22 protein-coding genes are annotated in these 26,177 nt (G+C 56.2%); 8 read left to right on the forward strand and 14 right to left on the reverse strand.

The annotated features are described in order from the left end of the window. Positions 1-325 precede the first annotated feature (325 nt). The 4 genes from clpX to ACQY4Z_RS01225 form a co-directional block, all read right to left on the reverse strand. Positions 326-1,591: an ATP-dependent Clp protease ATP-binding subunit ClpX gene (gene clpX / locus ACQY4Z_RS01210; RefSeq protein ID WP_133950095.1), complete on the reverse strand. Its 1,266-nt coding sequence runs from the start codon at positions 1,589-1,591 to the stop codon at positions 326-328. Between the two features lie 238 nt (positions 1,592-1,829). Continuing rightward, complete coding sequence (locus tag ACQY4Z_RS01215; RefSeq protein WP_428525933.1) at positions 1,830-2,471, reverse strand: ATP-dependent Clp protease proteolytic subunit; 642 nt, start codon at positions 2,469-2,471, stop codon at positions 1,830-1,832. 204 nt (positions 2,472-2,675) lie between these two features. Beyond that, the gene (tig, locus tag ACQY4Z_RS01220; protein ID WP_428525935.1) at positions 2,676-4,025 is read right to left on the reverse strand and encodes a trigger factor; all 1,350 of its coding nucleotides are present in this window, start codon (positions 4,023-4,025) and stop codon (positions 2,676-2,678) included. 249 nt (positions 4,026-4,274) lie between these two features. Beyond that, entirely contained in the window at positions 4,275-5,060 is a 786-nt protein-coding gene (locus ACQY4Z_RS01225) for an alpha/beta hydrolase (protein ID WP_428525937.1), read from the reverse strand. 281 nt (positions 5,061-5,341) lie between these two features. Here ACQY4Z_RS01225 and ACQY4Z_RS01230 point away from each other — a divergent pair, with 281 nt between their 5' ends. Beyond that, a complete protein-coding gene (locus ACQY4Z_RS01230) occupies positions 5,342-7,771 on the forward strand; it encodes a putative bifunctional diguanylate cyclase/phosphodiesterase (protein ID WP_428525939.1) in 2,430 nt (809 codons plus the stop codon). 318 nt (positions 7,772-8,089) lie between these two features. Here ACQY4Z_RS01230 and ACQY4Z_RS01235 read toward each other — a convergent pair whose 3' ends face one another. From ACQY4Z_RS01235 to ACQY4Z_RS01245, 3 genes are all read right to left on the reverse strand, one after another. Then, positions 8,090-9,637, reverse strand: coding sequence for a permease (locus ACQY4Z_RS01235; protein ID WP_428525941.1), 1,548 nt, complete (start codon positions 9,635-9,637; stop codon positions 8,090-8,092). Continuing rightward, complete coding sequence (locus ACQY4Z_RS01240; RefSeq protein WP_428525943.1) at positions 9,634-10,449, reverse strand: ABC transporter ATP-binding protein; 816 nt, start codon at positions 10,447-10,449, stop codon at positions 9,634-9,636. The genes ACQY4Z_RS01235 and ACQY4Z_RS01240 overlap by 4 nt, the downstream gene beginning before the upstream one ends. A gap of 181 nt (positions 10,450-10,630) precedes the next feature. Further along, the gene (locus tag ACQY4Z_RS01245) at positions 10,631-11,374 is read right to left on the reverse strand and encodes a sulfite exporter TauE/SafE family protein (protein ID WP_428525945.1); all 744 of its coding nucleotides are present in this window, start codon (positions 11,372-11,374) and stop codon (positions 10,631-10,633) included. 235 nt (positions 11,375-11,609) lie between these two features. On the opposite strand from ACQY4Z_RS01245, the gene ACQY4Z_RS01250 reads away from it, so the two are divergent. Further along, positions 11,610-12,497, forward strand: a complete 888-nt coding sequence (locus tag ACQY4Z_RS01250) for a DMT family transporter (RefSeq protein WP_428525947.1) — start codon at positions 11,610-11,612, stop codon at positions 12,495-12,497. A gap of 205 nt (positions 12,498-12,702) precedes the next feature. Here the strand turns inward: ACQY4Z_RS01250 and ACQY4Z_RS01255 are convergent, their stop codons facing one another. Next, positions 12,703-13,635 (reverse strand): GGDEF domain-containing protein, encoded by a 933-nt coding sequence (locus ACQY4Z_RS01255; RefSeq protein ID WP_428525949.1) that lies wholly within the window; start codon positions 13,633-13,635, stop codon positions 12,703-12,705. A 419-nt stretch (positions 13,636-14,054) separates the two neighbouring features. On the opposite strand from ACQY4Z_RS01255, the gene ACQY4Z_RS01260 reads away from it, so the two are divergent. The 3 genes from ACQY4Z_RS01260 to ACQY4Z_RS01270 all read left to right on the forward strand — a co-directional run bounded on the left by ACQY4Z_RS01260 (position 14,055) and on the right by ACQY4Z_RS01270 (position 17,088). Then, positions 14,055-14,918: a hypothetical protein gene (locus ACQY4Z_RS01260; protein WP_428525951.1), complete on the forward strand. Its 864-nt coding sequence runs from the start codon at positions 14,055-14,057 to the stop codon at positions 14,916-14,918. 662 nt (positions 14,919-15,580) lie between these two features. Beyond that, positions 15,581-16,339, forward strand: coding sequence for a hypothetical protein (locus ACQY4Z_RS01265; RefSeq protein WP_428525953.1), 759 nt, complete (start codon positions 15,581-15,583; stop codon positions 16,337-16,339). A gap of 461 nt (positions 16,340-16,800) precedes the next feature. Beyond that, a complete protein-coding gene (locus ACQY4Z_RS01270; RefSeq protein ID WP_428525955.1) occupies positions 16,801-17,088 on the forward strand; it encodes a hypothetical protein in 288 nt (95 codons plus the stop codon). Positions 17,089-17,553: 465 nt separating this feature from the next. Here the strand turns inward: ACQY4Z_RS01270 and ACQY4Z_RS01275 are convergent, their stop codons facing one another. The 5 genes from ACQY4Z_RS01275 to ACQY4Z_RS01295 form a co-directional block, all read right to left on the reverse strand. Further along, the gene (locus ACQY4Z_RS01275) at positions 17,554-17,721 is read right to left on the reverse strand and encodes a hypothetical protein (RefSeq protein ID WP_428525957.1); all 168 of its coding nucleotides are present in this window, start codon (positions 17,719-17,721) and stop codon (positions 17,554-17,556) included. A gap of 18 nt (positions 17,722-17,739) precedes the next feature. Further along, complete coding sequence (locus ACQY4Z_RS01280) at positions 17,740-21,888, reverse strand: putative Ig domain-containing protein (protein WP_428525959.1); 4,149 nt, start codon at positions 21,886-21,888, stop codon at positions 17,740-17,742. 22 nt (positions 21,889-21,910) lie between these two features. Continuing rightward, a complete protein-coding gene (locus tag ACQY4Z_RS01285) occupies positions 21,911-22,693 on the reverse strand; it encodes a hypothetical protein (protein WP_428525961.1) in 783 nt (260 codons plus the stop codon). Positions 22,694-22,832: 139 nt separating this feature from the next. After that, entirely contained in the window at positions 22,833-23,273 is a 441-nt protein-coding gene (locus ACQY4Z_RS01290) for an RNA polymerase sigma factor (protein ID WP_428525963.1), read from the reverse strand. A gap of 46 nt (positions 23,274-23,319) precedes the next feature. Beyond that, positions 23,320-24,375, reverse strand: coding sequence for a JAB domain-containing protein (locus ACQY4Z_RS01295; protein WP_428525965.1), 1,056 nt, complete (start codon positions 24,373-24,375; stop codon positions 23,320-23,322). A 267-nt stretch (positions 24,376-24,642) separates the two neighbouring features. Here ACQY4Z_RS01295 and ACQY4Z_RS01300 point away from each other — a divergent pair, with 267 nt between their 5' ends. Further along, a complete protein-coding gene (locus tag ACQY4Z_RS01300) occupies positions 24,643-24,888 on the forward strand; it encodes a hypothetical protein (RefSeq protein WP_428525967.1) in 246 nt (81 codons plus the stop codon). A 74-nt stretch (positions 24,889-24,962) separates the two neighbouring features. Here ACQY4Z_RS01300 and ACQY4Z_RS01305 read toward each other — a convergent pair whose 3' ends face one another. Beyond that, positions 24,963-25,355 carry a hypothetical protein gene (locus tag ACQY4Z_RS01305; protein ID WP_428525969.1) on the reverse strand — a complete coding sequence of 131 codons (393 nt, stop codon included), beginning with the start codon at positions 25,353-25,355 and terminating at the stop codon, positions 24,963-24,965. 174 nt (positions 25,356-25,529) lie between these two features. Here ACQY4Z_RS01305 and ACQY4Z_RS01310 point away from each other — a divergent pair, with 174 nt between their 5' ends. Together ACQY4Z_RS01310 and ACQY4Z_RS01315 are read left to right on the forward strand one after the other, a co-directional pair. Next, positions 25,530-25,775, forward strand: a complete 246-nt coding sequence (locus tag ACQY4Z_RS01310; RefSeq protein WP_428525971.1) for a hypothetical protein — start codon at positions 25,530-25,532, stop codon at positions 25,773-25,775. A gap of 124 nt (positions 25,776-25,899) precedes the next feature. Beyond that, the gene (locus ACQY4Z_RS01315; RefSeq protein ID WP_428525973.1) at positions 25,900-26,136 is read left to right on the forward strand and encodes a hypothetical protein; all 237 of its coding nucleotides are present in this window, start codon (positions 25,900-25,902) and stop codon (positions 26,134-26,136) included. Positions 26,137-26,177: the final 41 nt, after the last annotated feature.

Genomic DNA, 26,177 nt, shown 5'->3' on the forward strand with positions numbered 1-26,177 from the left:
TCGGCGTGTTCCGGCCCCACTCACAAATAAAGGCAGCCAGAGACACTGGAAAACGGCTTTCGGCGGTTGTTTGCCGAGGGCCGGACCGCAACACCCCTATTGGGCGCGTTGACGATCCGCACAAGCCGTCCTTACGTCCTATTAGGTGGCTACCTGTCAGGCTGGTGTCAAGGCGATCAAACATTAACAAAGTGACTTGTCTGTTGACGACTCACCAGCGCAGTGGATAACGCACCTCGAACAAAATCAGGTGTGCAAAAAGCAAAATGCCGCTCCTCTCAGAGCGGCATCTGTATGACGATAACGTTATGCGCTTGCCGCTAGCTTACGCACTTGTCGCTGAGGTTTCTTCACGGTCCTCGTAGATGTAAAGCGGACGCGCTTCACCCTTGACCACTTCCGGAGAAATAACGACTTCCTTGACGCCCTTCAGACCCGGCAGCTCGTACATTGTGTCAAGCAGAATGGACTCAAGGATGGACCGAAGCCCACGAGCACCGGTTTTCCGCTCGATCGCCTTGTTGGCAATCGCGCGCAGCGCATCTTCATGGAACGACAGTTCAACCTGTTCCATCTCGAACAGACGCTGATACTGCTTGACCAGCGCGTTTTTCGGCTCCGTCAGGATGGTGATCAACGCATCTTCATCGAGGTCTTCCAGAGTCGCGATGACCGGCAGACGCCCGACAAATTCCGGAATCAGGCCGAACTTCAAGAGATCTTCCGGTTCCAGCTCGGAGAACAGCTCGCCGATCCGGCGGTCTTCCGGCGCATGAACCTGTGCCTGGAAACCGATGGAGGTTTGGGTGCCACGATCGGAGATGATCTTGTCCAAACCAGCAAACGCACCGCCACAGATGAACAGCATGTTGGTCGTGTCCACTTGCAGGAATTCCTGCTGCGGATGCTTGCGGCCGCCCTGCGGCGGGACGGAAGCCACGGTGCCTTCCATGATCTTCAAAAGGGCCTGCTGCACGCCCTCACCGGACACATCACGGGTGATCGACGGGTTGTCGGCCTTCCGGCTGATCTTGTCGATCTCGTCAATGTAGACGATGCCGCGCTGCGCGCGTTCCACGTTGTAGTCCGCGGACTGCAGGAGCTTGAGGATGATGTTCTCGACGTCTTCACCGACGTAACCGGCTTCGGTCAGGGTCGTTGCGTCCGCCATTGTGAACGGCACATCCAGAATCCGGGCGAGCGTCTGCGCAAGCAGTGTCTTGCCGCAACCGGTCGGTCCGACCAGAAGGATGTTGGACTTTGCAAGCTCAACATCGTTGTTCTTGGAGGCGTGGTTCAGACGCTTGTAGTGGTTGTGAACGGCGACCGACAGGACCTTCTTCGCACTGCCCTGCCCGATAACGTAATCATCGAGAACATCGCGAATTTCCTGAGGAGTCGGGATCCCGTCCCGGGACTTAACCAGCGAGGATTTATTCTCCTCGCGGATGATATCCATGCACAGCTCGACACATTCATCGCAAATGAAAACAGTCGGGCCGGCGATCAGCTTGCGGACTTCGTGCTGGCTTTTGCCGCAGAAGGAGCAGTAGAGCGTATTCTTTGAATCGCTGCCGCTGGCCTTGGTCATGTAGTCAACCTCGCGTTTTTGGGGTGCTTAACCCCTTATCTCTCCGGGTGAGGCCAAATTGAGGCTCCCGGTTTGAAAGTTTTAGGCGCCTAAGGTGCCGCACTTTCCTATACGATGTCACCATGCTTCGCCGGTAAAAATCAATATAGGTTTAAGGCGAAGGTGGAAACCTTGGAATACTCTGGGATTCTCCCGGGAAAGCCACGGATTTTCAACCCATGGCCTTCCGCAAAAATCCTTATCCTTTCGACTCGTCTTCACCACCCAGGCTGGTCCGGTCGGTGATGACATTGTCGACAATGCCGAATTCCTTTGACTTTTCAGCTGTCATGAAGTTGTCGCGCTCCAGCGCCTCTTCGACTTCATCAAGACTGCGGCCTGTATGCTTCACGTAGATTTCATTCAGCCGGCGCTTCATCGCCAGGATTTCCTGAGCGTGCAGCATGATATCGGCTGCCTGACCACGGAAACCGCCGGACGGCTGGTGAACCATCACCCGCGCATTCGGCAGAATGAAGCGCATGTCTTTCTCACCCGCGGCCAGAAGCAGAGATCCCATGGAGGCCGCTTGACCAATGCAGAGCGTTGAAACCGACGGGCGTATGAACTGCATCGTGTCATAGATCGCCAAACCTGACGTCACCAAGCCGCCAGGCGAGTTGATGTAGATCGCGATTTCCTTGGACGGGTTTTCCGCTTCCAGATAAAGCAGCTGCGCACTGACCAAGGTTGCCATGTGATCTTCGACCGGACCGGTCAGGAAGATGATGCGCTCCTTCAGCAAGCGCGAGTAGATATCGAAGGCCCGCTCGCCCCGGTTTGTCTGCTCGACAACCATCGGCACGAGAGTGTTCATGTAGATATCGACAGGATCCTTCATACCTCATCCATATGCTTGAGATGTTACCCAGGATTTGGGCTGGAAACAGGCCTTGCAAGCGCATCGTTCCAAGGCCTGACTCGAAAAAAGCGACACCCCCATATATAGGGATGCCGCCCTCAACGCAAAGTCATCGCAGATGCGGCATGAAAGCAAAGTTAAAGTTGCCGCCGCATCTGTTGATTATCCGGGAAAAACTCACCGTCAAGCGGCGTCTTCGTCCTCGGCAACAAGCTTCTCCAGCTCTTCCTTGGTCACCGTCTTGTCGGTCACCTTGGCAAGCTCGAGCATGAAGTCGACGACTTTTTCCTCGTAGATCGGAGCGCGCAGAGACGCCAAGGCCTGCTGGTTGTTCTTGTAGAATTCGAACACCTGCTGCTCCTGGCCCGGGAACTGGCGGACGCGGTCATAAAGCGCGCGCTGCATTTCCTCGTCGGTGACCTGGATGTTGTTCTTCTCACCGATTTCGGACAGAACAAGCCCCAGACGAACACGGCGTTCGGCGATCTTGCGGTACTCCGCTTTCGCCTCTTCTTCCGTCGTGTCTTCGTCTTCGAAGGTCTTCTCGTTGCGCTTCATGTCCTCTTCAACTTGCTGCCAAACGATCTGGAACTCAGATTCCAGCAGTTTTTCCGGCAGTTCAAAGGAATAGTGCTCGTCCAGCTTGTCGAGAAGCTGACGCTTGACACGCTGGCGGGTCATCTGACCAAACTGACCTTCGATCTGGCCCCGGACGATTTCTTTCAGCTTGTCGAGCGACTCAAGGCCAAGACCTTTTGCGAATTCATCGTCGATCGCAGCCTCACCCGGCGCGCCGACTTCTTTCACAACGACGTCGAACGTCGCGGCTTTGCCGGCAAGGTGTGCTGCCGGATACTCTTCCGGGAAAGTCACTTCAACGACTTTCTCGTCGCCGGCCTTCGCGCCGATCAGCTGATCTTCAAAACCCGGGATGAACTGACCGGAGCCCAGAACCAGCTGGCCGTTTTCGTCCGCGCCGCCTTCGAACGGCTCGCCGTCGATTTTGCCGAGGTAAGACATGGTGACGCGGTCGCCGTCTTCAGCAGCGCCATCCTTGGCTTCGAACGGGGTATTGTTCTTGGCGATGTCAGAGACCTGAGTGTCGACTTCTTCTTCCGCGATCTCGACAACCGGACGCTCGATTTCAAAACCGCCAAAATCGACGATTTCAAAGTCCGGCAGTACGTCGTAGGTCATCTTGAAAGACAGATCGGCATCGCCGGCCAGGATCTTCTCAGCGTCTTCTTCCGGAAGATCGATTTCCGGTGTCAGCGCCGGGCGCTCGGAACGCTCTTCAACAGCCTTTTGCGTGGTTTCCTGGATGGTGTTTGACAGGATTTCGGCCATGGCTTGACGGCCATACATCTTCTTCAGGTGCGCGACCGGCACCTTGCCCGGACGGAAGCCCTTGATGTTGGCCTTGGACTTCATGTCGTTCAGATAGTCATCGAGCTTCACAGCCAGATCGCCGGCCGGAATGTCAATCTTCAGCTCGCGCTTGAGGCCCTCAGCGAGGGTTTCGGTTACCTGCATGGGTTTTGCTTCGTCCTCGGTCCTGAGCGGCAATCCGCCCCGGAGGTGTTGATTATCAAAATTTCCGTGTGCCGCGCCGCCCACTCCCCTTTTTGCAGGAGCATTGCAAATAGCAGCGCTCGCCTTGGGCGGAACCCAAGACGCACGATGGGAGCGCGATAAAGGTTGGGGGTGAAAGTGTCAAGGGTGGAGCCGGGAAATTGGGTCTAAAGCGCAAGGTTCGCACCAAAAAGCGAACCGGGTCCGGATCTAGATATTCTTGCGGGAAACTGTTTCCCGGATCCACACCAGACTGTTTGACGCGAGCTCCTGCCATCCGTCTTCGAGCTGCATGTAGTGGCATTTACCAGGATACTCTTGAACAGTGGCCAAATCGCCATACCGCGCCGCCATCTGACGGGCCGTTGATGGCGGGACGACCTTGTCTTCTCCCCCTGTCAGGAAGAGCATTGGTGCATTTCGCCCATCAAACACCACCTGCGTTGCCTGTTTCTGATCATACATCCAGAAAAACAGCTCAAACAAAACCTCTCCCGATTCAGTGCTCAAACGGTCACATATTTCGTGCTGCTGAATTTCCGGCATGGTGTTCAAACCATAGGCCGCAAGCAATTCAAAGTCCTGACCTGGAGCCTCCTGCCAAAAGGCACCGGCCGACATAAACATCTTGCCGAGGGCACGTTCCATGTCCGTGGTCGGTGTTGTGCCTGCCATGATGCTGCTGTTGATCAGAACACCTGCCTCGATCAGACCGCGTCCGGACAGAATTTGCGCGATCAGCCCGCCAAGGGAGTGCCCGATGACGATGGGCGGCCTGTCGAGCGTTCGGATGAATTCAACGGTATCCGAGACGTAGTCTTGAATACTGGTTCCAATCAGTGCTTTCCGGCGCTCTTCGCCGTCCGCAAGGTCATGGAACCGGTATGTCGGCGCATAACATGCAAAGCCAGCTTCTTCAAAGAACTTTTTGAGGGGCGCCATCGTCCAGGGCCCAGCATTCGTGCCATGCAAAAGTACCACTGGGATGTCAGACATGGTGCCCCACTAAGAGTTCTTGTTAACTACCGGTGATTGCATTGCTTGCCTAAGGCTCTGTTCCTGCAACCGATCGGCTTGCGCCAGATCATACTCAGTGCTGGACCAGTCGTCAGTGATTTTGACCAAAAAATACTTGCGGTTTCGGTGAGAAGTATTTTGACATTTTCCCGCACATCACTGGAAGGAAACGCTTTTTTATATCTTTACGCGATATCTCTGACTTTGCGGAAGGGCGAGAAAACGTCCAACAACGCAACCGGGGGCGCGCCAGACTACGAATGCGAGACAGTTTAAGTACCGATGACCAGACCGGAGATTTCCTGAGGGGACCAGCCTCTGAGGGCGCTCCAAGCGAGACCAAACGGGCTGCGCCAGCGATCGCTATCGGACTATTGATGATGTCCATGATCGTCTCATTTCTGGGCTACAATTATCTCTATCTGGCTGGCGAATATCGCGCGCGCAACTTCCAGCATTTTCTGCACATCAAACAAGCCCACGACCTTGTTGTCCAATCGCCGATTCTTCGGGATTCGGACATCGGCCAACTTGTTGATTCACTCTCAAGTGCGCGCGCGGAAGCGCTTTGGTGTACGCAGAATCTGACTGTCCCTGAATATGAGGTGGTTAAACGGCTTGGTGCAGGCGCCGCGTTCGCCATGTGCAGGGCTGAGGTGGCCAGGACCGACGATCTCATCGCGCAGCTGGAACTCATGCGCGCGGCTCCTCTTGCACGCCACTCAGAACAAAGCAGCCGCTTTGCCCAAGGTCTTGAAATCAAGGCGGCGCTTGAAAAAATGATGGCAGACAGCGCCAGTTTTCATGCTCAGGTTCAGACGATTGAGGATCGGATCGTCAACCTGGTCATCGGGGGCACGTTACTCGTCAGCTTCGCTTTGCTCATGATCATGATGTTCTTGACCCGGACGATGCGCGAGGTGTGGTCCACGCTCACTGCTTCCGCACGGCACGTGAATGAGGTCAATGAGCGTTTTGCCACCGCTGTGGATGCGATTCCGGATGGATTTGCCGTGTTTGATTCAAAACGACGGCTTGTCACTTGCAACGAGATGTACCGCAAGTTGGCCCACCCAATCCCCGAGCGGGTCAAGATTGGTATGACCGGCGCGGAAATCCTGCAAGATGCCATGGAACACGGTCATTATCCGGACATCTCGGAGGAAGACCGGAACAAGTTCATTCTCGATTTCCGAAGTAAGCTGGAACTGGACGGTTCGCAGGTTAGCCTTGTTGTTCAAGGCGAGCGGTACATCCAAGTCAAACTCACGGAAAGCGCCCATGGCGACAAGGTTGTTATCCGGTCCGATGTCAGTGACTTCGTTCAGTCCAACCGCAAACTGCAAAACCTGACCGAAAACCTTGAGACGGCGAAGGCCCATTACCGGCGCCGGTCCCTTGAAGACGCGCTGACGGGGCTGGCCAACCGGCGCAAGCTCGACCATGCATTGAAAGCTGCCGGTGGACGCGGCGAACGAGCCGTGATCCGGATCGATCTCGACCGCTTCAAGCAAGTCAATGACGTCTTGGGGCATGATGCCGGCGACCACGTTCTGAAGACGGTTGCCCGCAAGCTTTTGACCGCAACCCGGGAAGACGATCTGGTGGCCCGTGTCGGCGGAGACGAATTTGTTGTCCTGTGTGCTCCAGGCACAGAATTGGAACGCGCAGAAGACATTGGCCAACGTCTGTTGGAACGCACCCTGGAGCCCATTCTCTATCGAAACAAACAATGCGTATTCAGCGCAAGCCTCGGGCTCGCTGTTGCTGAAATTTCACGCGATGATCCATCTGAAATCCTTCGGAATGCCGATGCCGCACTGTATGAAGCTAAGGCCGCTGGCCGGGCAAGCTTGAGAGTGTTTACCGGACCGCTTGAACAACGCATTTCACGCGACCGGCGGCTGGCTGATGACCTGGTCGAGGCCTTTGCAGGCCGGGAACTTGTGCCGTTTTATCAAACCCAGCACGATGCCCGCACCCACGCAGTCACCGGAATTGAAGTGCTGGCCCGTTGGCAGCACCCGGAGTTTGGCCTTCTCCCACCAGCCTTGTTTTTCCCGATTGCCCATCAACTGGGCCTCGACGGCGACCTTGACCTTGCAATCATGACACGCGCGGCCGAAGACCTCGGCCCCCTATTTGCCAAGACAGGTGCCCTGCCCCGTCTTGCCTTCAACGTGACATCCTCAACCTTGATCGATCCGGACTTTCCGGAGTTCGCACAACACCTGTTCAAGCGGTGGCAGGTACCGGTTGCCTTCGAGATCCTGGAGTCTGTCTCCTTGGAAGACGGTGACGACACCATTCCCGTTGCTCTGGATACACTCCGTGAACTCGGGTTTGAGCTGGACATTGATGACTTCGGGTCCGGGCATGCATCCATCAAGAGCGTCATGCAGGTTCGCCCGCACGCACTGAAAATCGACCGGAGTATCATCCTCCCCCTCGGCGAGGACCCGGCTGCAGAAGGTCTGGTCGCGGCAACGATCACAATGGGCCAAAGCCTTGGTTTGCAGGTGATTGCTGAAGGCGTGGAAACAGCGCAACACGCTCACCGCCTTGCGGCTCTCGGCTGCGACACACTGCAAGGCTATCATTTTTCAAAACCGATGCCCTTGGCCGAGCTCAAGACATACCTGGACGATGGCTCCATGACCAACGGCACAAGATCTGCCGCCGCATCTTGAACGGCTGCAACAACATCCCTGACAATCAAAACGAAATGCCGTAGAATCGCAGCGGCTTTTCGTTCAATCACCTGTCTGTCTCGATGATCCTTCGGGTGCTTTGAAATGGACGTACGCCTCTTATTAGGAGGTTCTTGCCGTCGGTTTCCCAAATTGCATCTGGCATTTCCTTGGACAAATGCTCGTAGCAGGCAGGGCTCAGCAAGCAGCGTATGGCCGGCGTACGGAAGTATGCAGATCCCCATCGGGAACGGATGCCGCACAGGACATCCCACATCATGTTTCCGGCCAAACTGAGCGGTTCTGAAGAGTAAGCCCTTAAATTTCTGAACTGCGTTTCGGACTGATGCTCCAGGAGATCCAGAGCACGCATAAGAGCAAAACACCGGGCAGAAGCGCCAAAGGGCTGCCTGCAGCAATGAGGGCCGTACCGCCCGCGCAAGAAATGGAGGCAGAGGCCTCTGCGAACGTTGATGCTTTTGAGGCAACCTGACGCCGCCGGAAGGTGGTGCGCTTGGCTTGACCCCGAAACCAGAGCTGAACGAGGATTGCGCTGCCAGCAGCAATCAGGGCGCCAGCGGCGGTGACAACTGCCCCCCATACCGAGACGAGTGCCATGGCCGAGGCAACGGGTATTATAATCGCAGCGATTAACGCCAGCACGGATAACACCTTAGCCCAAAGGCGGGTAAACGTTGAGATCGGGGCCGTTGCAATCAGGTCGGGGGCATCCTCACCAGAAATGGTCAGCCAGGCAAGCCCGCCAGCAAGCTGGCCCAAGGCCATGACAACAACGGGTGCAATGATCACGGAAATCTCGGCGGTCTCGCCAAAACTGACCCAGAGCATCACAGCTGGCGGGATCAGATAAAGAACCTGCATCAATGTTTGGGACACCAACCAGGGATCGCGAGCGATCAGCTTGAGTTCCTTTTGCACGAGCGCACCAAGCGGCGAATAGCCACGAAAGGCCCGGTCAGATGTGCCACCGTGCGCGGTCTTCTCTGTGACACCAAGAGCCAACACGACAATGCGGCGGAACTGGTTCGCTCCAAGCCAGGCACCGACTGCAAAAAACGCTGCAGAACCGGAAAAAATCAGTACCAGGGCACTGCCTTGCCCAGCCACAGCGTGGGCGGGTAACCACCAAGCAGAGCCGGAACCCGGCGCATGGGTCGACAGGAAGGCCGGATCGAAGAGCGTAAACCGGGACATCGACCCGAAGGAGAGGATCGCAACCACCTGCATTCCGATCAAGAAAGCCGCTCCCACCACCGCAGCCAGAATTTGGGCATACAGGCGTGTTCGCGGTGCCCCGACGGTCTGGAACAGTGCGAGCGTGAGCAACACCCCTCCTGCGGTCGCAGTCAAAGACACGGCCAGAAGAACCACATAGCCGGAAAGCCACCGTATCCCGTCAAGCGCCAGCGCAACATTGAGGAAGGGAGAAATGACCAGCGCCGACATCACCCAGCTTGTCAGAGCCATCATGAAGATACGCACAAGAAACAAATCATGGGAGGGCGCGGGGGAAGAAAGGATCAAGTCGAGATCGTCCCTGGCGTAAAAGGCGCGCGTTACCGATTCCATCGCCTGAGACAGCATCATGGTGAAACTGAGCAGGACCGTGACCGAGAGCATCGCAAGCGCGGTCTGATTGAGCACAAAGGCAGGCGTCACATGGGAGGACAGCAACGCATAGGCGATCAGATGCATGATCGCATAAAAGACACTCATGCCGGTCAGCGCCCGCCGCAGGCTCGTGCTGCGCCAGCCTGAAAACACCCACGCCCAGTCACGCCAAGCCAGCCGCAGTTCATGCCGCGAAAAGCGCACCAGGGCAGACCGAGCCGCTATCGCTTTCATGCCACCTTCTCATGAAGGTCATCTTTCCGAAGCGCAGGTGCGTCGCCATCTGCGTCCGGACCACTCACGATTTCGAGGAAAATATCCTCCAGAGTATTGCCATCGGCACTCGCGCGTTCACGCAAGTCCTCCAACGTTCCTTCGGCAACCAGCTGTCCGCGTGCGATAATCCCGATCCGGTCGGCCATCCGTTCCGCAACTTCAAGGATATGGGTTGTCATGACGATCGACACGCCCTGACCAACAAGATCGGAAAGCACCTTCTTCACTTGCCGCGCAGACCCTGCATCAAGACCGGTCAGCGGTTCGTCAAGAATGATCAATCGCGGTTCATGGATCAAGGCACCGGCAAGCGCCACTTTCTGGCGCATGCCCTTCGAGAAACCGCCGCAGCGTTCATTTGACTGGGCCGCAAGCCCGAAGGCGTCGAGAAGGGTATCGGCCTTGAACCGCGCAAGATCCGGCTGCATGTTCCAAAGGCCAGCCACAAACTCAAGGTATTCGAGCGGTGTCAGTTTGTCATAAACCATCGGTTCGTCCGGAACCCAGGCCAGCACCTGCTTGGCTGCAATCGGGTCCGCATGTGCGTCGATCCCGCAGATCCTGACAGCTCCGGCATCCGCCTGTAGCAGTCCAGCCACCATACGCAGCGTCGTGGTTTTTCCCGCCCCGTTCGGGCCCAACAGGGCATAGAACTCGCCACTTCGCACAGTCAGGGAGAGATCGTTGACGGCCGGCTCCCTGAAGCGTTTGTGAAGATTGTGAATTTCGAGGGCTGTAGCACTGGAAGACGGCATCTGTCTCTCGTTCATCGGATGTTTGCACGAGTGTACCGGCCGGATCTTTCACGAGTGTAAAACCCGAATGGATGCTGCCCATCGAAGCTTATGAGACGAAACAGTGCTCTGGCTGGGCAACACTGGCACTGGCAACACTGGCGCTGGGCTAAAAGATCCAGGTTCGCAGGTCAGAGAACAAAAGGCCGCAATACACTCACGGCGGACTGATAAGCAGGCCGGTCGCAATAACAGTCAGAACAACCAGCAAAAGCCAATCAAACGCTTTCCTCGGCAGCCGGCGTCCAAGTGCGGATCCAAGAGGCATGGCGGCAAAAATCAATACCAGAGCACTGAGGCCGACCAACGCCAGCTCCCAGTTCATCAGACCAAATCCAACCACCATGGGGATCTGAACACCTGCCATCGCGATAAAAAACGCAGAAACCGTCGCAATGAAAACGGGCCGCTCAAGCCGCATTGCATTCAGAAAGGATATTGAAACCGGCGCTGAAATACCGATGGCACCCTGCAAAACCCCGGAAACCAAACCAACAGGCGCCGCGGCCCTTGTCGCCGCCTTCAGTCCAAGCTGCCACTGCGGGTGCATCAAACGGAACCCGACATAAAGAAAAACCACCGAGGCGATGACATAGGACAAGATGCGGGGCGACAGCCCGACCAGCAGGAAGGTTCCGACAATCGTGCCGGCCAGACCCGAAAGTGCAAAGGACCAGGTAAACGCCCGAGGAAGATGGTGCGCCCGATAAGCCCAGACTTGCCATATGTTGGAAAACAGGTTTGGGACCGAGAAGATCACGACGGCCGTTGGCACATCAAAGGCAAGAGCAAGCATTGGCACGCCAATCACCGGTGCCCCTGCCCCGGTCGCCCCCTTCAAAACACCGCCCAAGGCAACGCCGAGAGCGGCAAGAGCAAGTGCGGTCGGATCAGCTACCATGTTCGTCCACATTTCAATCAGCTCATTTGGCCGCTGACAACAGCAGCTGTGTTTGCCCCAGATCCGCCGAGATGTGCGGCAACCTCAGGAAGGTAAAGGATTGATTCTGAACTCAGCTTCCTCCGCGGGGCGCCTATAGAACCGTTGGAACTGGATGGGGTCATATAGTATCGTCCGGCATGTCGTTTTCTATAAGTCAACAAATGCTGCTTCGGAACCCGGTCTTGGGGCCTTCATGAAAATCAAATCCGGAATCGGCTCTGCCGGGCAAGGCATCTTGCTGATGATTGCCACCATGTTCTTCTTCAGCCTCATGGATGCCATGGCCAAGGAGATCGCCCACCGCACCGATACGGTTATGGCGATCTGGGCGCGGTATGCGGGACAAACGGTCGTGGTTGCCTTGCTCGTGGCGCCTCGAATAAAGACCGTCCTGAAAACCGGATATCCGGGATTGCAGCTGCTGCGTTCAATCTTCCTTCTGCTCGCCACGACCTTTTTCTTCTTTGGGTTTGTGATCATAGGCCTGGCAAATGCGGCGGCCATCATGTCGCTGAACCCGGTCCTGATCACGGTCGGAGCGGCTTTTGTTTTGGGCGAGCGCTTTGGCCCCCGCCGGGCGATCGGTGTCGGCGCCGCCTTGATCGGGGCTCTGATCATCATTCGTCCGGGCTCAGAGGTGTTTTCCGAGGCGGCGCTCCTGCCGCTCTTTGCCGCGATTGCCTACACGGGGTATGCACTCACCACGCGGTTTGTCGGCCGGGATGAAGATGCTTGGACATCCCTGCTCTACACGGCAGTTTTTGGCTCTGTTGTTCTCAGCATCATTGTCCCGTTTTTCTGGGTTCCTCCCGACCCGGCGGCCATCGTCTTGATGGTAATCGTTGGCAGTGTCGGTGCGCTTGGCCATTTCTGCTTGATCCGTGCATTGATGGTGGCCGAAGCCAGTGCAATCGCGCCCTTCACCTATTTCGGGCTTCTCTTTGCAATCTTTTGGGGCATGATCGTTTTTGGAGAGTTCCCGGACGCATTCACCTATGCGGGCGCCCTGGTGATTGTCTTAGCAGGCCTTTATGTCTGGTACAGGGAAAGCCAGGCCGCGCGGAAGGCGCCATCGCAATAAGGCTGGAGCCCCGCCCAAATCTAAAGCTGGGCTAAGTCGACCATTTTAGACCAGCCCATGAGTGGCTCAGGGTGTTTGATAGATACTCTGCAAAACGTCCAAGGGAGGAAAAGTCATGAACGTAAGCAAGATTTCTGATCTCATTGACTGGACCCGGGAGATGCACTCGCAGCTTGCAGAAACTGGCGGGCTGTAAGCGGCCCGGTCAAGCGCTGACGCGGTTGCGGCCGGTTGACTTGGCGGCATACATCTGGGCATCGGCCCGATGAAGCGCGGTTTCAAGATCGTCGCCCGGCAGGCTTCGCGCAAGGCCGGCGGAAATGGTGACCGGACCAAAGGATTTTCCGGTCCGGTTGTGATAAATGGTCCGCCGGGCAATATCCGACCGGATGTTTTCCAGAAGCGAGAGGCACTCAGCCGGTTCGGTGTTGTAAAACAAAACACAGAATTCCTCGCCGCCGTATCGGCAAAGGACGTCCTGCGGACGCAAATGGGTTTGTATCAGGCTGGCCACAACGCGAATTGTGTGATCGCCGAGAATATGACCGTGCTCGTCGTTGATTTTCTTAAAATGGTCAATATCAATGAGGGCAATGTGAAGGGACAAGTCCGTTGAATTCAAACGCGCTGGCAGTTCTGTTTCCAGGAACCTTCGATTGGGCACACCGGTGAGCGCATCAGTGAACAGCTCAGCCTGGTACGCGCGCAATTCGGCATCCAGCGCTTCTGCCTGCGTGATGATATTGTCGAGATGCTGTTCGAGATCGGAACTCAGTTTTAGAGTGGTTTGCCGAAGGGAATTCTCCCCCGGCTGCGCTTTTGCGCAAGTCACCAAGTGAGTGATCAGATCATTGGACGTTCTGGCCGAAGTTGTGATGGCCTGTGTGCGGGCTTGCGAGCTTTGCACTACGGTCCTGTGGCGGTCTGCATTCGTGCTGCACTGAATGTACGTATCGTAGAGAAAGGCCACAGCACGCGCCGTCAGGGGCGCTCCTGCGGCCTGCAGGCGGCGCAGCTCACGGGCGATATCAGACTCCGGCTCGGTCAAACCGATAAACAGGACATGGAAAACCTTGGGGTCGCACTCCAGCCCCTGGTGTTTCATATCCTGAAGAACCTGCTCACATGTCCATGTCACGTCGGCGTTTCCTGATTGTCTTCCGCTGGGTTTCTCCTTGTCAGACCGGCACCTTGGCTGTGCGATCTGCCAAAGGCGGACCAGTTTGCGCCGGTCAAGCGGCCCCAGTCTTAAGCAGCCTGAGTGTGCCTTGACTTGTGTTAACAAAGCTTCTCTGCGTTTGAGGAGGACCGATAGAATTGATGTACATTTCAAACTCGTCCGGCTCTGCCAGGGTCTTTTCCAGCGTTATGCGCGCGCCTGAAATTGCAGAACTGGAAAGCTGGAGAACAAAGACAAATCGATTCAAGTGGGCGCTGTCTTCAGAGAAACGGCTGTTCCACCACCCCTTTTCTTTCGTGCCAGGAGTTACTGGCAGGTATCGAATGCCCTATATTGTGAAAACATAATACGGGTTGGACCAAAGACCGGAGAGTGATGTGTCACCAAGCAAGGGCCGTGTTGAACGCCTGATTGATGCAATTGCAGCGGAGTTCCAGTCCCATCTGATCGACCTTCGAGACACGTCTACATCCCTTGAAATCAAGGATGGCGCGGTTGAGAAAATGATCTCGCGCCAGGCTCCATTTGGTGTCATCGGTCTGAAGATATTGGTGTCTGACCCCGGTGATGCTGGCCGGTACATCGAGCATGCCTGGAATTTCAGCATCGGGATTACGGGATGCGTGTTTGCGCTTCTGGATGTCGATTACCAGAACGACGTTTGGATCGGGGATGAAACGTCTGCCGGTTTCGCTGGGCACGAACACGTTGCCTACAAAACCGCCGAGCAAATGATGGCCTTTCACGGCGATGAATTCGGTATTGGTCAACTCTTCGTTGAAAGGGTTGGCGCATTGTGTCCAAGCTTGCTTGAAAAACCACCGCTGTTTTTCCGTCTGCCACGGCGCGCTCCGCCAGCCTACAGATATACAATTGCCCCAGACCGCGTCCGCGCGGCCTTGGGTCTTTCAACTGCCGACCCCACCATTTTGCTTGAAGTCATGATCAAGGAACACGGGATTGATCCTTACACAATCCTGCTGTCGTTCCAATCGGATACAAATTTCTGGCTGGTTGACCTGCCCGAAACGCTTGCCGATCAATACCAGCACGGGTTGATGGGACAAGACCTTGGCGACCATCATACCAACCTGGAGGTCGGAGCAACCATTACCGCAGACACATCGAGGAAGACCTACAGATTTGCAAACGGCGGTCCCGCTGACGAGAAGCGGGATGGGAGCTCCTATTCGATATCGGGAACTGTGTCGGCGCGCGGGTACATGGCACGGCCCATCTGATGACAGGTGTTCGTTGCACACCCCCATCAAGCGCCACAACAACGTCTCAGGCTGGTCATTGAATGTTGTTTTTCTTCGATACCAGCAGAACCACGTCAGGCTAACGTATCCGGCAGTCACGACGGGATATGGCAGGTGGCTGGATCCTTTAAACGGAGCGCCCTAGCTACACTCGTGGTTGGAAACGTTCCGGCAATGTCGGGAATATGTGAGACCTGCGCCAGAACCAAAAGAGCACCGAGTCAAACGAAAAGGGTACAAATCTTGAAGACAGGACCGTGGATCATCACCTTGGGGTTTATCGCGGCGGGTTTTATCATCTTGGAAGGCCCGCGTGCCGACGCGCAAACACAACGGCCTGATGTCCGGTCGATGACCTGCAGCCAAGCAAAAGCCCTGGTGCAGAAACAAGGCACCGTGAATTTTGCCACTGGGCCGAACAGCTGGACCCAGGTCAAAGCCGGCGTCAATTACTGCGCCGACAGAGCGGTTTCCCTGACACCCGTTGTTGCTCCGACCAAAGATAATCCTCTGTGCCAGGTCGGGTTCACCTGCACACAGATGCGGTACTCGACAAGATAAATACAAGCAGATTATCTAAGCCCGAAACCAGCGAGCCGCCTACGCTTCGTCGCCCCCCCCTCGAAAGGAGCCAGACACAAATGTTGAGCCTTTTCGACCGCGGTCCGTTTATCGCCTTTGAGCCGTCGCGTGGCGTCATCTGCCGGTGTCTGAATGTTGAGGCCGCGGCAGAAGCACTCAAAGTCTTTGGCGGGACTGGCGAGATCCATGTTGACCAAAATTTTGCCGGCGGCACTTATGTCATCGATCCGAATCTCGACGCGTTAAAGGTCGCTTTTGTACCGAGATTGGGGCACAGGATCGAACCGGCTTCAGACAAGGACCATCGCGCGCTCATTGATGATGCCGAAATGGCGGCATCCGTCACCCTCCACCATCTGGGACTATCTCCAGAAGACTGTGAACGGCTTTTAAAGGCAGATGTTGAAAACGCCCTGCTCTCGACAGCTCTTCCCTTGCGGTTCCGGTATGAGTTCTCGAGCGCGAGGGACATCGCCGAGACACTCAGCTCCGGTCAGCTGTTCGGCCATTTGAGAGTGGTCCCGCAACGATCTGCAGACCCAGCGACATATTTCTACGATTTTGATGCGGCCTACTCCAACGCGCGCGAGACCCGTGGAACCCTTGAAGTGATTGACTTTCGCTCGCGATCGGCCCGGCCGCGGCTAGCAGCACAATCAACCGCCGGCCAGGAAATCATGGAAGAGCTGCGAGCCGTCTCCGCAGAAGTCCTAGAGGCCATCACAGACTATTGCGGGCTTTCATCGGCCGAGGATGCTGACAAGCTAGACGTGTTCAAGCAAACAGGAGCCATACCAAACGGTCAAACTCGGCACTAATAGGCAATTAACAGGATGGTAGATCCTCCTGGACCAAATAACTGCAGCCATCTTGAGACCTGGCAACAACCGGTTACACCACTTGGAGGCGTTTTATGAACAGGTCGTTGCTACCACACGTATTCGCCTCACACGCATCAGGGGTAAAACTGGGGCAAATTGCGGGGTAAAATCCGCGATTTCACAAATAAACAGCCGGCCAGAGGCCGGTATCATAATGAACTCAATTGCTTGCTGTTTAAGTATTGGTGCGGATGGAGCGCCTATTGAAAAATTTTTTAATAATATATATCAATGCTTTATATAAAACTGAGCGATTCAATTCGGGGTAAGAGTTGGGGTAAAAATTGGGGTAAACCTTCCTCAAGCCTGAGAGGTGGAAATGCTCTTTTTAATTGTATTTTTTGAATAATACACTTTTATTGCTGTTTTCCTTCCCTCCGGCACTCAAGAGGCTCGAAATGCGCGCACTTAGTTTCTCGGCTGCAATCCTTTTGCTTCTATCGCTTCCGAGCCTAGCCCAGCCAGTGGAGGTGCTCTTCCAGGCCGTGATCACGTCCGAAGGACACGCCTGCCCCTCTGTCACCAGTGTGAAGGTGCTCGGAAAGTCGACCAGCGGCGCCGGCATTGTTGCGGCAGCCTGTTCCGACGGCAGCCGGCATGTGATCGAGATCCTGCAGGATCGCTCCCTAAACTATATTTCCAGCTGCAGCACGTTTGAAACCATCAGCGGGACGTTGTGTTTTTGACCTGCACGATGCTCGCCTTTGGAGCCATGTTGAAGAGCCATACGATCCCAAACTCTGGCGCAGGCCCTGGACGGCCCACACCACTCCCCACCGGCTTTCCGTGATCGATCGCGTCCGATCACGGTCTCACGCTTCGCAGTCAGCACCTGGGACGCAGGAAATCGAAGCTTCCTCGGTGCAAGGAGACTGCGACAAAAGTGGCCAATTGATCCGGCCAGTCTGCGATCTATGTCTGATTTGGCAAGGCGGACCAAGGCTGCCGCTCGCAATGCAAGTGTATCGGGTTTTTAGGCGTGTCCCCCAACCAACGCCTTCGGCGCAGATAGACTTGTGAGATGAGCGGCAGCCGCGGTCTTCTTCAATTAGGAATTTGGGCTATATAGGCTCAGCCCCGATCCTTACATCGAACGACTTTTGAACCCGGGTGTCTCTCAAAAGAACATCCGGTCTTTTTTGTTGAGGCGCTCAAGTCACCGATCCCAAGAAGTGCGGGACAGTGTGTCCACGCTCCCGATAGCCGCCAAAGGAGACTTCGAAAACGGCTCTCAGGATGCGCGCCACCCCGACTTGCCGGACACCTTGACCAAAGACACCGGCAGGAAAGCTCTCCTGCCGGCTGACCGTTGTCCGCATTGGAGCATTTGTTCAATATCAGGCGAACTGGAAATCGTCCTGATGCAACCCCGCGACTGTGATGTTCTGAATGACGATCGTCGTCTCATGGTCAATCGTGATTGTCGTGCTTGTCCCGTCATCTGTGGAGGCTGCCAGAACCGAGCTGAATGATGCAAAAACGCTGCTTTCAAACTGAACCACATCTTCAGACGCTGCGCCTGCGGTAAAGTCTGCAATGATATCGTGACCGGTGTTGCCAGCAAAAAAGACGAAGGTATCGCTCTCAGTTCCACCGACCAGGTAGTCATTGCCGGTTCCGCCAGTGAGACGGTCAGTGCCGCCGTAGCCAAACAGGACGTCATTGCCCGCCTCTCCCTCAAGAATGTTGGCATCTCCCGTGCCCCAGGCTGTGTTGTTGCCGCTGCCCATTCGGGCGTGCTCAAAGCCGCCCTGGCCCAAAGAGATCTGACGATCATCGTTGCCTGTGTAAACCAGTGTGTCGATCCCGGCGTCCCCGGAGAACCAGCTGTCCTCCGCATCGGCATAGATTACATCATCTCCGCCTTGTCCTTGCAGAGAGTCGCTGCCGTCCCCCCCATCCAGAACATCGTTGCCACCACCGCCTTGAACAAAATCGTTGCCGGCTTCGGTATAGATCTCCTCGGCGTTGTTCGAGCCCCAGATCTTGTTGTCGCCTGCACCGGCATAAATCTTTTCAAAACTGCCCTGTGCCAGTGCATATTCGAAGTTGTTGGTGCCGGTGTAGATCAACGTGTCAGTGCCTGCGTCACCGGAAAACCAGCTGTCAGCCGCATCTGCATAAATAGTGTCGTCACCCTCGCCCCCCATAAGGGAATCGGCTCCGGCACCACCCGTCAGGATATCATTGCCTCCATAACCATGGATCACGTCGCCGCCGGCACCGCCATCCAAATGATTGACATTTTCTGTTCCCCACACCGTGTTGTTGCCGGAGCCCATCACAGCATGTTCGAACCCACCCTGGGCCAATGCGTATTGCCGGTCATCGGTTCCAAGATAGTGAAGAGTGTCGACCCCACCATCGCCGGTAAAGATGGTGTCAGCCGCATCGACATAAATGGCATCATCGCCGTCACCACCGTAAATTTCGTCGGCCCCGGCGCCGCCATTGAGCGTGTCGTTCCCGGCAAGACCCGAAATGACATCGTCACCAGCACCACCGTTTATGACATCCGCGCCACTGGTCCCGGTGAGCGTTTGACCGACGGGCGTACCCGCTTCAACGGCCAAGTTGAACACCTCTTCAACCGACAGGGACCCGTCAGAGGCAATCACCTTGATGGAAAGCGGTGTCGCAAGCGCCGCAGGAGGTGTTCCTGAAAACGTCCGGCTTGCAGCTTCAAACAAGACCCAGGCCGGCAACACCGAACCGTCAGACAAGGTGGCGTTTAGGGTGATTTGATCGCCGTCCACGTCGGCAAAGGTGTCTGCCGGTACGGCAAAGCTCCATGCTGTTCCCGCCGTTCCTGTCTGATCCGCAATGGGCAAAGCAATGACCGGGGCATCATTCACTGGATCAATCACCAGATTGAAGGTGTTGTCGACAGACGCCTGTCCATCGGAGGCTGTCACTTTCAACGAGAGTGTGCCGTTGAAATCCTGCGGCGGTGTGCCGGAGAAAGTTTGGCTTGCTGTATCAAAAGTGAGCCACGTCGGTAAGGCTGAACCATCGGCTTGAGAGGTTGAGAAAGTTAGCGCATCACCGTCCGCATCAGAAAAGGTGTTTGCAGGAACGGTAAAGCTCCACGGCGAATCTTCTGGGCTCGTTTGCGATGCGATCGGGTTGGCCACCTCAGGTGCCCTATTGTCTGGAGGCGTCTCAACAGCCCGGTTTTCGATTTCCGCTTTGTCCCATTCGGCAGCGTCCGTATAGCCATCGCCCCTGGTTCCGCTGATCGAAATTAGTTCAATGGACGTGTCTGCACTGCCATTTTGGCTGGCAAGAAAGTGGCCCTCAACCAAAATGGTTTCATTGGTACTCAGGAATCTGATGACAAGATCGGCAAACTCTGGACCGTTGCGCTCCAGCGCAATGTCTTCGGCTCCCAGTCCGTTTAGGACCACAGTGTCCTGATCTGTCTGCAGGCCGGTCTCGCGAATCATATCGTTGCCGTCATGGACCCAATAGCTGTAGGTGTCAGACCCAGATCCACCGTTTAGCGTATCGTTACCATCGCCGCCGGACAGCACATCGGCCCCATCACCGCCCTCCAGGCTATCTGTCCCTTCATTGCCAAAAAGCCAGTCACCGCCAACTCCACCGGACAGGGTGTCATCGCCAAAACTGCCGTTTAGGGTGTCTGCGCCCTCACCGCCCTCCAGCGTGTCACCGTCCAGACCACCCGCGAGCGTGTCATTGCCGGCACCTCCACGGAGCGTGTCGGCGCCCGCGCCACCCAAAAGAATATCGTCGCCGCCAAGACCCTCGATCGTGTCATTTCCGCCCTGGCCGTCGATGATGTTCTTTTCGTCGTCCAGCGTCAGTGTGTCTGCTCCCTGGGTCGGATCATAAACAAAGCTGGCAGAAACCGAGGGGTAGGCGAAAGAGGTACCGCCGCCAAGGGCAATGGTTTCAATCGCTGTGCTGGTCCCTAGAAAATAGTTTTTGATGATCACCGAACTCTCGGCATCCGTCACAACAGAACCGTTCTCCTCATAGGAAGAGGTAAAACGCATCACCAGGTCGTTGGTTCCTGCCGAGTAACCGTTGCTTGCAGATTCGAATCCTGATGTACCACCGCGCCCCATCGAAACATCATTGACGCCGTAGTCATAGGCTTCGAGCCGATCCACATCTGTTGCTGCACCGATATCCTCAACGACGTCAATGTCGGTTGTTTCCCAGTTCTTGCCAAATTCTCCATAAGTGTCCGATCCCGCCCCGCCGATCAGAACATCAAAACCGGCGGAAGCGGAAAAGTAATCGCTGTCGTTCGTCCCGATGGAAACATCATTTGCATTGGTGCCATTGTGGGCCTTTTCATATAGATAGAAGCCACTGTCACCACTCTGGTAGTCCAGGAGGCCAAACAGCGCTCCGTAGTTCTCGGATTCGTAAAAGATGAAATCCCTCTCGACGAAAACACCCTGTCCCAAAAAGGAATCGCCGCGATAGGCTTCATAGACCGCGGTGCCCTGCACTGGCGAATAGGTTGATTTGACCAGCCGCGCTTCGCCAAGGGACATGTATTCGGACTGTCCATTCAGCCAGCCGTCACCGCCTTCGAATTTGATCTCCACAAACCCGAGGCCGTCCAGATCCATGACAAAGTCCACACTGTCGGCGACCAGCGGATTGAATACATAATTTCCCTTCAGCCCATCAGGTGCATCATAAAAGACCGACGTTGACTGGCTGCTTGTATTGTGGGCGATGGACACGATGTAGGTGTCGTATCCATTGCCACCGTAAAACCGGTCTTCACCAGCGTTTCCGGTCAGCACGTCGTCCCCGTCAAACCCCATTAAAACGTCGTTGCCAGAGGTTCCGGTGATGCTGCCATTGCCGTCCGCGTTGCCGCCAACGGCGGACCCGCCATTGCCGATTGCGACGGTATAGGGTCCATAATCCGTACTCGTCGCTGTCCCAGCTAAGGCACCAGCTGCCGAAACATCAAAAATGTATCCCGGATTGCCGATCCCGGCAGTTGTGATGATATCAAGATAGGAAAAGAAACTGGCAGCTGCGGTGCCGGCATCGAGCATCCCGTCCCAAAGCGCCTGCCGCTCTTCCAAGGTTTGCAACTGCTGTAGGGCGACATAAGGCGTCCAACTGTCAGCTTGTGCGCCAAAGTCCGCAAAGACGGCTGAGTGATAATCACGTATTGCGTCGACACTTAGATCGCCGCCATTTGCAACGGCTTCGGATGTTTGACGCGCAACAAAATCCCGGCGCATCAATTCCAGGCTGACATTGGCAAGGTTTTCAAAGCCAAAAGCCGAGCCGGTATCCTGCAAATATTCTTGAACGAAATAGATGTTTGCGGTGGCGCCAGCGAGGCTGTCATTTGCCACGACGCTGCCAGCGAGCGCGCCATACCGGTACCCCCACTCTTCAAGCTTGCCATAATACGCAATCCGGTCTCCGGCTTCGACGTGTTCGGAAAGAATCGATAACTCTTCTGCACCCAACGGTTTTGGCACAACAGCACTCCATTATGATAGATTACGGGAGTTGTTTTGGATCTTTGGTGGTAAAGCACTGCAGCAATTTTGCCGTACCGTCGCGCAGCGCCCGCCAGCGGGGCAGCTCGGCCCGCCCATAGGTGATCCTGACGTCATAGGCACCGGCTTCGAACGTGTGCCGGCATCCCGGGTTCGGCAAGCGGCTGGCGCTGGAGCAGACAATAACGTCTGTAACTCCGGACGAGTCCTCTTGAAAGAATATGTCGTCTTTTAAGAACCCATCCGCCGAATATCCTGCAGGTGTCCGCAAGCCATTTTGAACGGTTTTGTAATTCACCCGCATTGACCCGGGGTCAACTTGGGCAAACGCCTTGTATTTGTTGGTTAAAGCTGCCTTAAAAATGATCGGCATGGGCAAGTATGCGGATATCAGGATCTGCACATAGTCGCGGATGCCAGCGTTAAGTTTGCTGCCCCCGTTGGGCAAAAGTTGTTTTGCTTCAGGATACGACGAGAAGTCTTTCGCATCGGCGCGCAACAACAAACCGTCGCGGTCCTCACCACTCTTAAACGGGCGAGAAAATAGATAGTCTTCGGGAAACTGCAGCTCAGCGCCAGCAATATCCAAATTGTTGATCCGCGCCGTTACAAACTGGCTGGTATCCTTGAAGGAATCGCAAACCAGGGGCGTCTGGTCTGCCCTTGCATTGGTGTTGGCCAGGGCCACGGCAATAAAAAGGACGAGACCAATCCCCGATTTGCCCAGAAGGTGATCGGTCCACGGTTTTTTCCCATTCTTTTGCGTAGCTTTGCCGTTCAACATCTGTCCGGCACCTCATTTTTCAACATGGATATCATCAGGTGTTTGCTAACACATGTGTCCTTGGTATTTATAACAATAATTATCAACCCACAGTTTATTTTTTTACTTATACCCCTCAGACAATTGCTACTAGCCCGGCTCACCACCGCTCCCCCAACACTTCCTTCAGGAACTGCCGGACCTGAGAAACCCGCTTGCGCGCGAGCGGTTCTGAGATCTTCAAATGGTCGGCGATCTCGCGATAGGTGCGGTGATGGTGAAAGCGCAGGTAATAGTAGGGGCGGAAGTGGGGCGCCAGACCCGCCAGGATGTCCGCCTCGTGCGCACGCAACCTGGCGCGGTTCAACAAGGGCGGTTGCGGTGCCGGATCGGTGTCCTCGGCAAAACCCGGAGACCAGTTAGGTTTTGGGTAAGACTGTGGACGGCCCCGCTTTCGCACATATGGCTTGGCGAACGCTTGAAAATCCCTCGGCCGCACCGGCCGGGTTTGCGGCACCGGCACCGCGCTGATGTGCAAGACACCCGGCAGCACCAAGGGGCCGCCCGGAGTGCGCGCCCTCTTCATCTCCGGATCCGTCATTTCGACCCCTCCTTGCAGGCCGCCATGTTTGAGGCGTGCCGCGGGCTCACAGGTCCGGCTCCCGGTTTGCATTGAGCTCCGACCAGATTTCGCGCCAGGTCTCGGGCCAAGTATCGGGCCAGTCGGTCGATCCCCGGCCGTCCTTGAACCAGAGGAACCTCGGCTTGTCCGCACCGATCAGCCCCTGCTCCCGCAGGCTGACACACAGGTAAGGGGTCACCAGAACATAATCGATGAGGTCGATCCCGAGGCCAGACGCCGCGGCTTCCAGCAGACAGATCCGGTTCAAGTCTCCCATCTCCGGTTCGGTTTCCCCGTCCAGGTGGTTTTGCAGCACGATGAAATACCGGGCCCCAAGGTCCAGGCACCGCGCAATCACCTCCCGGGGGTAGAAGGCCACATGATCCATGTCGCCCCGCTGGTGCACCTCGACCCCGATCAGCTCCCGGTGCTTGTTCAGGAACAACACCCGGATCTCGCTTCGGCGCAGGTGCGCCATGGCTGCGATCGCATAGTCGAACACCTGTTCGGCGCTGCGGATCGGCCGTGCGGCCCGCGCCTGTTCCAGAAAGGAGCGTGTGCGCATGGCACGCAGAAGCGCCAGGAGATCCGTGAGCCGGTGATCGGCGCCGGAAATCATCATGATCCTGGCATCGCTGGCACATAAAACCGCATCCAGCGTGCCGAATTCCGCAACAAGAGCCATGGAAAAGATCGTCGCGTCCGCTGCCGGCACCACCAGGTTCAGCACGGTCTCCAGAAGCCCCTGATCTTCCAGATGGTCCAGCCGGGTTTCCATGTCCCCGCGCACGCTCAGACCGGCCCGCCCCGCGGACGCAGGACCGGCGTCCCCGTCCGGTCCTGATCCCGCTTCGTCCGCGCGCTGCAGGTCCATGCGTGTGAAAGCCCCGGTTTGACCGTCTGCTTCCAGGCTCTCGAGCAGTCGGAGCACCTCTGCAAGGCTATGCTCCGACGGACTGGGAGACAATCCCGCGACCCGGGCGCGCGCTGCAGCAACACACGTCCGGTGAAGCGTCGCCGCCGGCCGCAAGGGTTCTGCAAATCCCAAAAACGCTTCCATCAATGCCCTGTCTGCCAACATGCCGGCCTCCCCGGTGCAATCGTTTGCACAATCTCAAAACAATTTTTGGTTGTATTTTATCTTAAGACACTTTTTCAGCTTTCCGCTAGGAAAAATTTCCGTAACGTAGTCTTCGGAAAGAAACCGGGAGGGTAAAACCAAATGGAATAGCGGCCTTGCGCCCTTAAGATTTTATTAAGAAGCGATTTTTCACCTCGTTTTACTTGCGATGGCGGAATAGGTCTCTGTTTTACTATTGGTAATACCTCATGAGAGAGGACACAGGATATGAGACGGAGTGTACCTGACCTGAAACGACGCCTTGAGCTGGCCGAATGTGCCTATCAGGCGCATGCCGAATTGAAGGAATACGCGGCCGAGGCCTTGCGCCTAGCCATCCTGGCCGAGTCCATGGGCCAGCGGCGGACGGCCGGCAAATTGCGGGCCGCGGCGGCCTTGATGGGAAACACGCAAAAGGTTTACGTGGAGATCCTGAAAGAAGGTTTTCAGGACGGCGGCCGGACCCGCCGATGAGGCGGCGATGCATCTGCCCCAATGGTTCCGGGTTCCGGGCCGCAGCAACAATCATGACGGACAGCCATTTTGCTTCACCGCGCCCGGCCGGTTCCCGCCGTTGGCAAACGCACGACATTGCCGGCCCCGCCCGGATCCGGCGGCCCGGAATCAAGCACCACCCGGATGCCCTGGCGCACCACAAGCCGCCCGCCCGGACGGGTTTTTAAAGCCGCATCAAAGACCAGCTTGATCAGCTGATAGCTCTGGGTGGCGGCAAGCAGCTCCAGGAATCCGCGCCCGTCCGGGCTCCAGACTTCCAGGCGAAAGCCGAGCCCGGCCAGATGCCGGTCCACGCCGGAGGGGGTGAGCAGCCGCCGGGCAATTTTTTCGGCCGTCTCCGGCCGCAAGGTGACCATTCGGCCGCGCGCGGCCCGGGCCCGGATCAACCGGGCCAGCTCTTCTTCCGTTGTCCAATCCGAGCTCATGTTCTTCTTATGTTCTCAAGTCACGAAAACCGTCAAGCACCGATCCGGAAAAGCTCACATCGCATTCAGGACAGGCCCTTGCTCTGACCCTTTACTGCCGATTGCCCCTTCAAAGGCGGCACATCTTCCGGTTAAGCTGGGCGCCTGTTGCACCCCGGGAAAAGAGGCTCCGGCATGTCCAGAATCAAAGAGAGTGACGATGAAACGCGGGGTTTGGGGGACGCGCTTCTGGCCTTTGCCCGGGCGGTTCATGAATTGGCGCCGGACTGCCTCGACCCGGCCATTGCCGCTGCCTACGACGCGCTGGACGCGGAAAAGGCCAAACGCCCGAACGCCGATCTGAGGCTCGGATATGAATTTCTGGAGCTTGCCGAGGTTCAGGGCACATCGTTGATTGTACCAAAGCCAAAGCTGCAGTGAGGTCTGGAAGGTGGACATCTCATGACCGGTGCGTACATGGCACCGGCCCGACCCCAGAACACAAGAAGAAGGTGGTCGAAAAACTGGCGTTTTTTTCTAACGGGACGGCAAGGGAGAAAAGGCAATGCAACGATTGGAAGACTTAGAAGCGGTGAAGGACTTGCGCGCGCTCGAAGACACGCTTCCAGATCATTACACCGCCCAACACCGCATAGAGTGGATGACACGCCGCTTGCCTGCCAGCGGCGGCAAGACGCCAATTGATCTTGCGTTCGAAGGCCGGACAGGTGAATTGACCGCACGCGTCAAAACCCTCAAAAAGCCGATTTGGCGACGTGCCCTCGGTGCTCTTTTTGGATGAACGACAACACGGCCCCGAAATTTGAACCGGTAACGGTTTGC

The organism is Roseibium sp. (assembly GCF_965276855.1).
Taxonomy (GTDB): domain Bacteria; phylum Pseudomonadota; class Alphaproteobacteria; order Rhizobiales; family Stappiaceae; genus Roseibium.

What these genes read in the sequence shown, in the direction of transcription:
- clpX (WP_133950095.1), bottom strand. Translation starts at nt 1,591, where the DNA reads ATGACCAAGGCCAGCGGCAGCGATTCAAAGAATACGCTCTACTGCTCC.
- ACQY4Z_RS01215 (WP_428525933.1), bottom strand. Translation starts at nt 2,471, where the DNA reads ATGAAGGATCCTGTCGATATCTACATGAACACTCTCGTGCCGATGGTT.
- tig (WP_428525935.1), bottom strand. Translation starts at nt 4,025, where the DNA reads ATGCAGGTAACCGAAACCCTCGCTGAGGGCCTCAAGCGCGAGCTGAAG.
- ACQY4Z_RS01225 (WP_428525937.1), bottom strand. Translation starts at nt 5,060, where the DNA reads ATGTCTGACATCCCAGTGGTACTTTTGCATGGCACGAATGCTGGGCCC.
- ACQY4Z_RS01230 (WP_428525939.1), top strand. Translation starts at nt 5,342, where the DNA reads ATGCGAGACAGTTTAAGTACCGATGACCAGACCGGAGATTTCCTGAGG.
- ACQY4Z_RS01235 (WP_428525941.1), bottom strand. Translation starts at nt 9,637, where the DNA reads ATGAAAGCGATAGCGGCTCGGTCTGCCCTGGTGCGCTTTTCGCGGCAT.
- ACQY4Z_RS01240 (WP_428525943.1), bottom strand. Translation starts at nt 10,449, where the DNA reads ATGAACGAGAGACAGATGCCGTCTTCCAGTGCTACAGCCCTCGAAATT.
- ACQY4Z_RS01245 (WP_428525945.1), bottom strand. Translation starts at nt 11,374, where the DNA reads ATGGTAGCTGATCCGACCGCACTTGCTCTTGCCGCTCTCGGCGTTGCC.
- ACQY4Z_RS01250 (WP_428525947.1), top strand. Translation starts at nt 11,610, where the DNA reads ATGAAAATCAAATCCGGAATCGGCTCTGCCGGGCAAGGCATCTTGCTG.
- ACQY4Z_RS01265 (WP_428525953.1), top strand. Translation starts at nt 15,581, where the DNA reads ATGTTGAGCCTTTTCGACCGCGGTCCGTTTATCGCCTTTGAGCCGTCG.
- ACQY4Z_RS01270 (WP_428525955.1), top strand. Translation starts at nt 16,801, where the DNA reads ATGCGCGCACTTAGTTTCTCGGCTGCAATCCTTTTGCTTCTATCGCTT.
- ACQY4Z_RS01275 (WP_428525957.1), bottom strand. Translation starts at nt 17,721, where the DNA reads ATGCGGACAACGGTCAGCCGGCAGGAGAGCTTTCCTGCCGGTGTCTTT.
- ACQY4Z_RS01285 (WP_428525961.1), bottom strand. Translation starts at nt 22,693, where the DNA reads ATGTTGAACGGCAAAGCTACGCAAAAGAATGGGAAAAAACCGTGGACC.
- ACQY4Z_RS01290 (WP_428525963.1), bottom strand. Translation starts at nt 23,273, where the DNA reads ATGACGGATCCGGAGATGAAGAGGGCGCGCACTCCGGGCGGCCCCTTG.
- ACQY4Z_RS01295 (WP_428525965.1), bottom strand. Translation starts at nt 24,375, where the DNA reads ATGTTGGCAGACAGGGCATTGATGGAAGCGTTTTTGGGATTTGCAGAA.
- ACQY4Z_RS01300 (WP_428525967.1), top strand. Translation starts at nt 24,643, where the DNA reads ATGAGACGGAGTGTACCTGACCTGAAACGACGCCTTGAGCTGGCCGAA.
- ACQY4Z_RS01305 (WP_428525969.1), bottom strand. Translation starts at nt 25,355, where the DNA reads ATGAGCTCGGATTGGACAACGGAAGAAGAGCTGGCCCGGTTGATCCGG.
- ACQY4Z_RS01310 (WP_428525971.1), top strand. Translation starts at nt 25,530, where the DNA reads ATGTCCAGAATCAAAGAGAGTGACGATGAAACGCGGGGTTTGGGGGAC.
- ACQY4Z_RS01315 (WP_428525973.1), top strand. Translation starts at nt 25,900, where the DNA reads ATGCAACGATTGGAAGACTTAGAAGCGGTGAAGGACTTGCGCGCGCTC.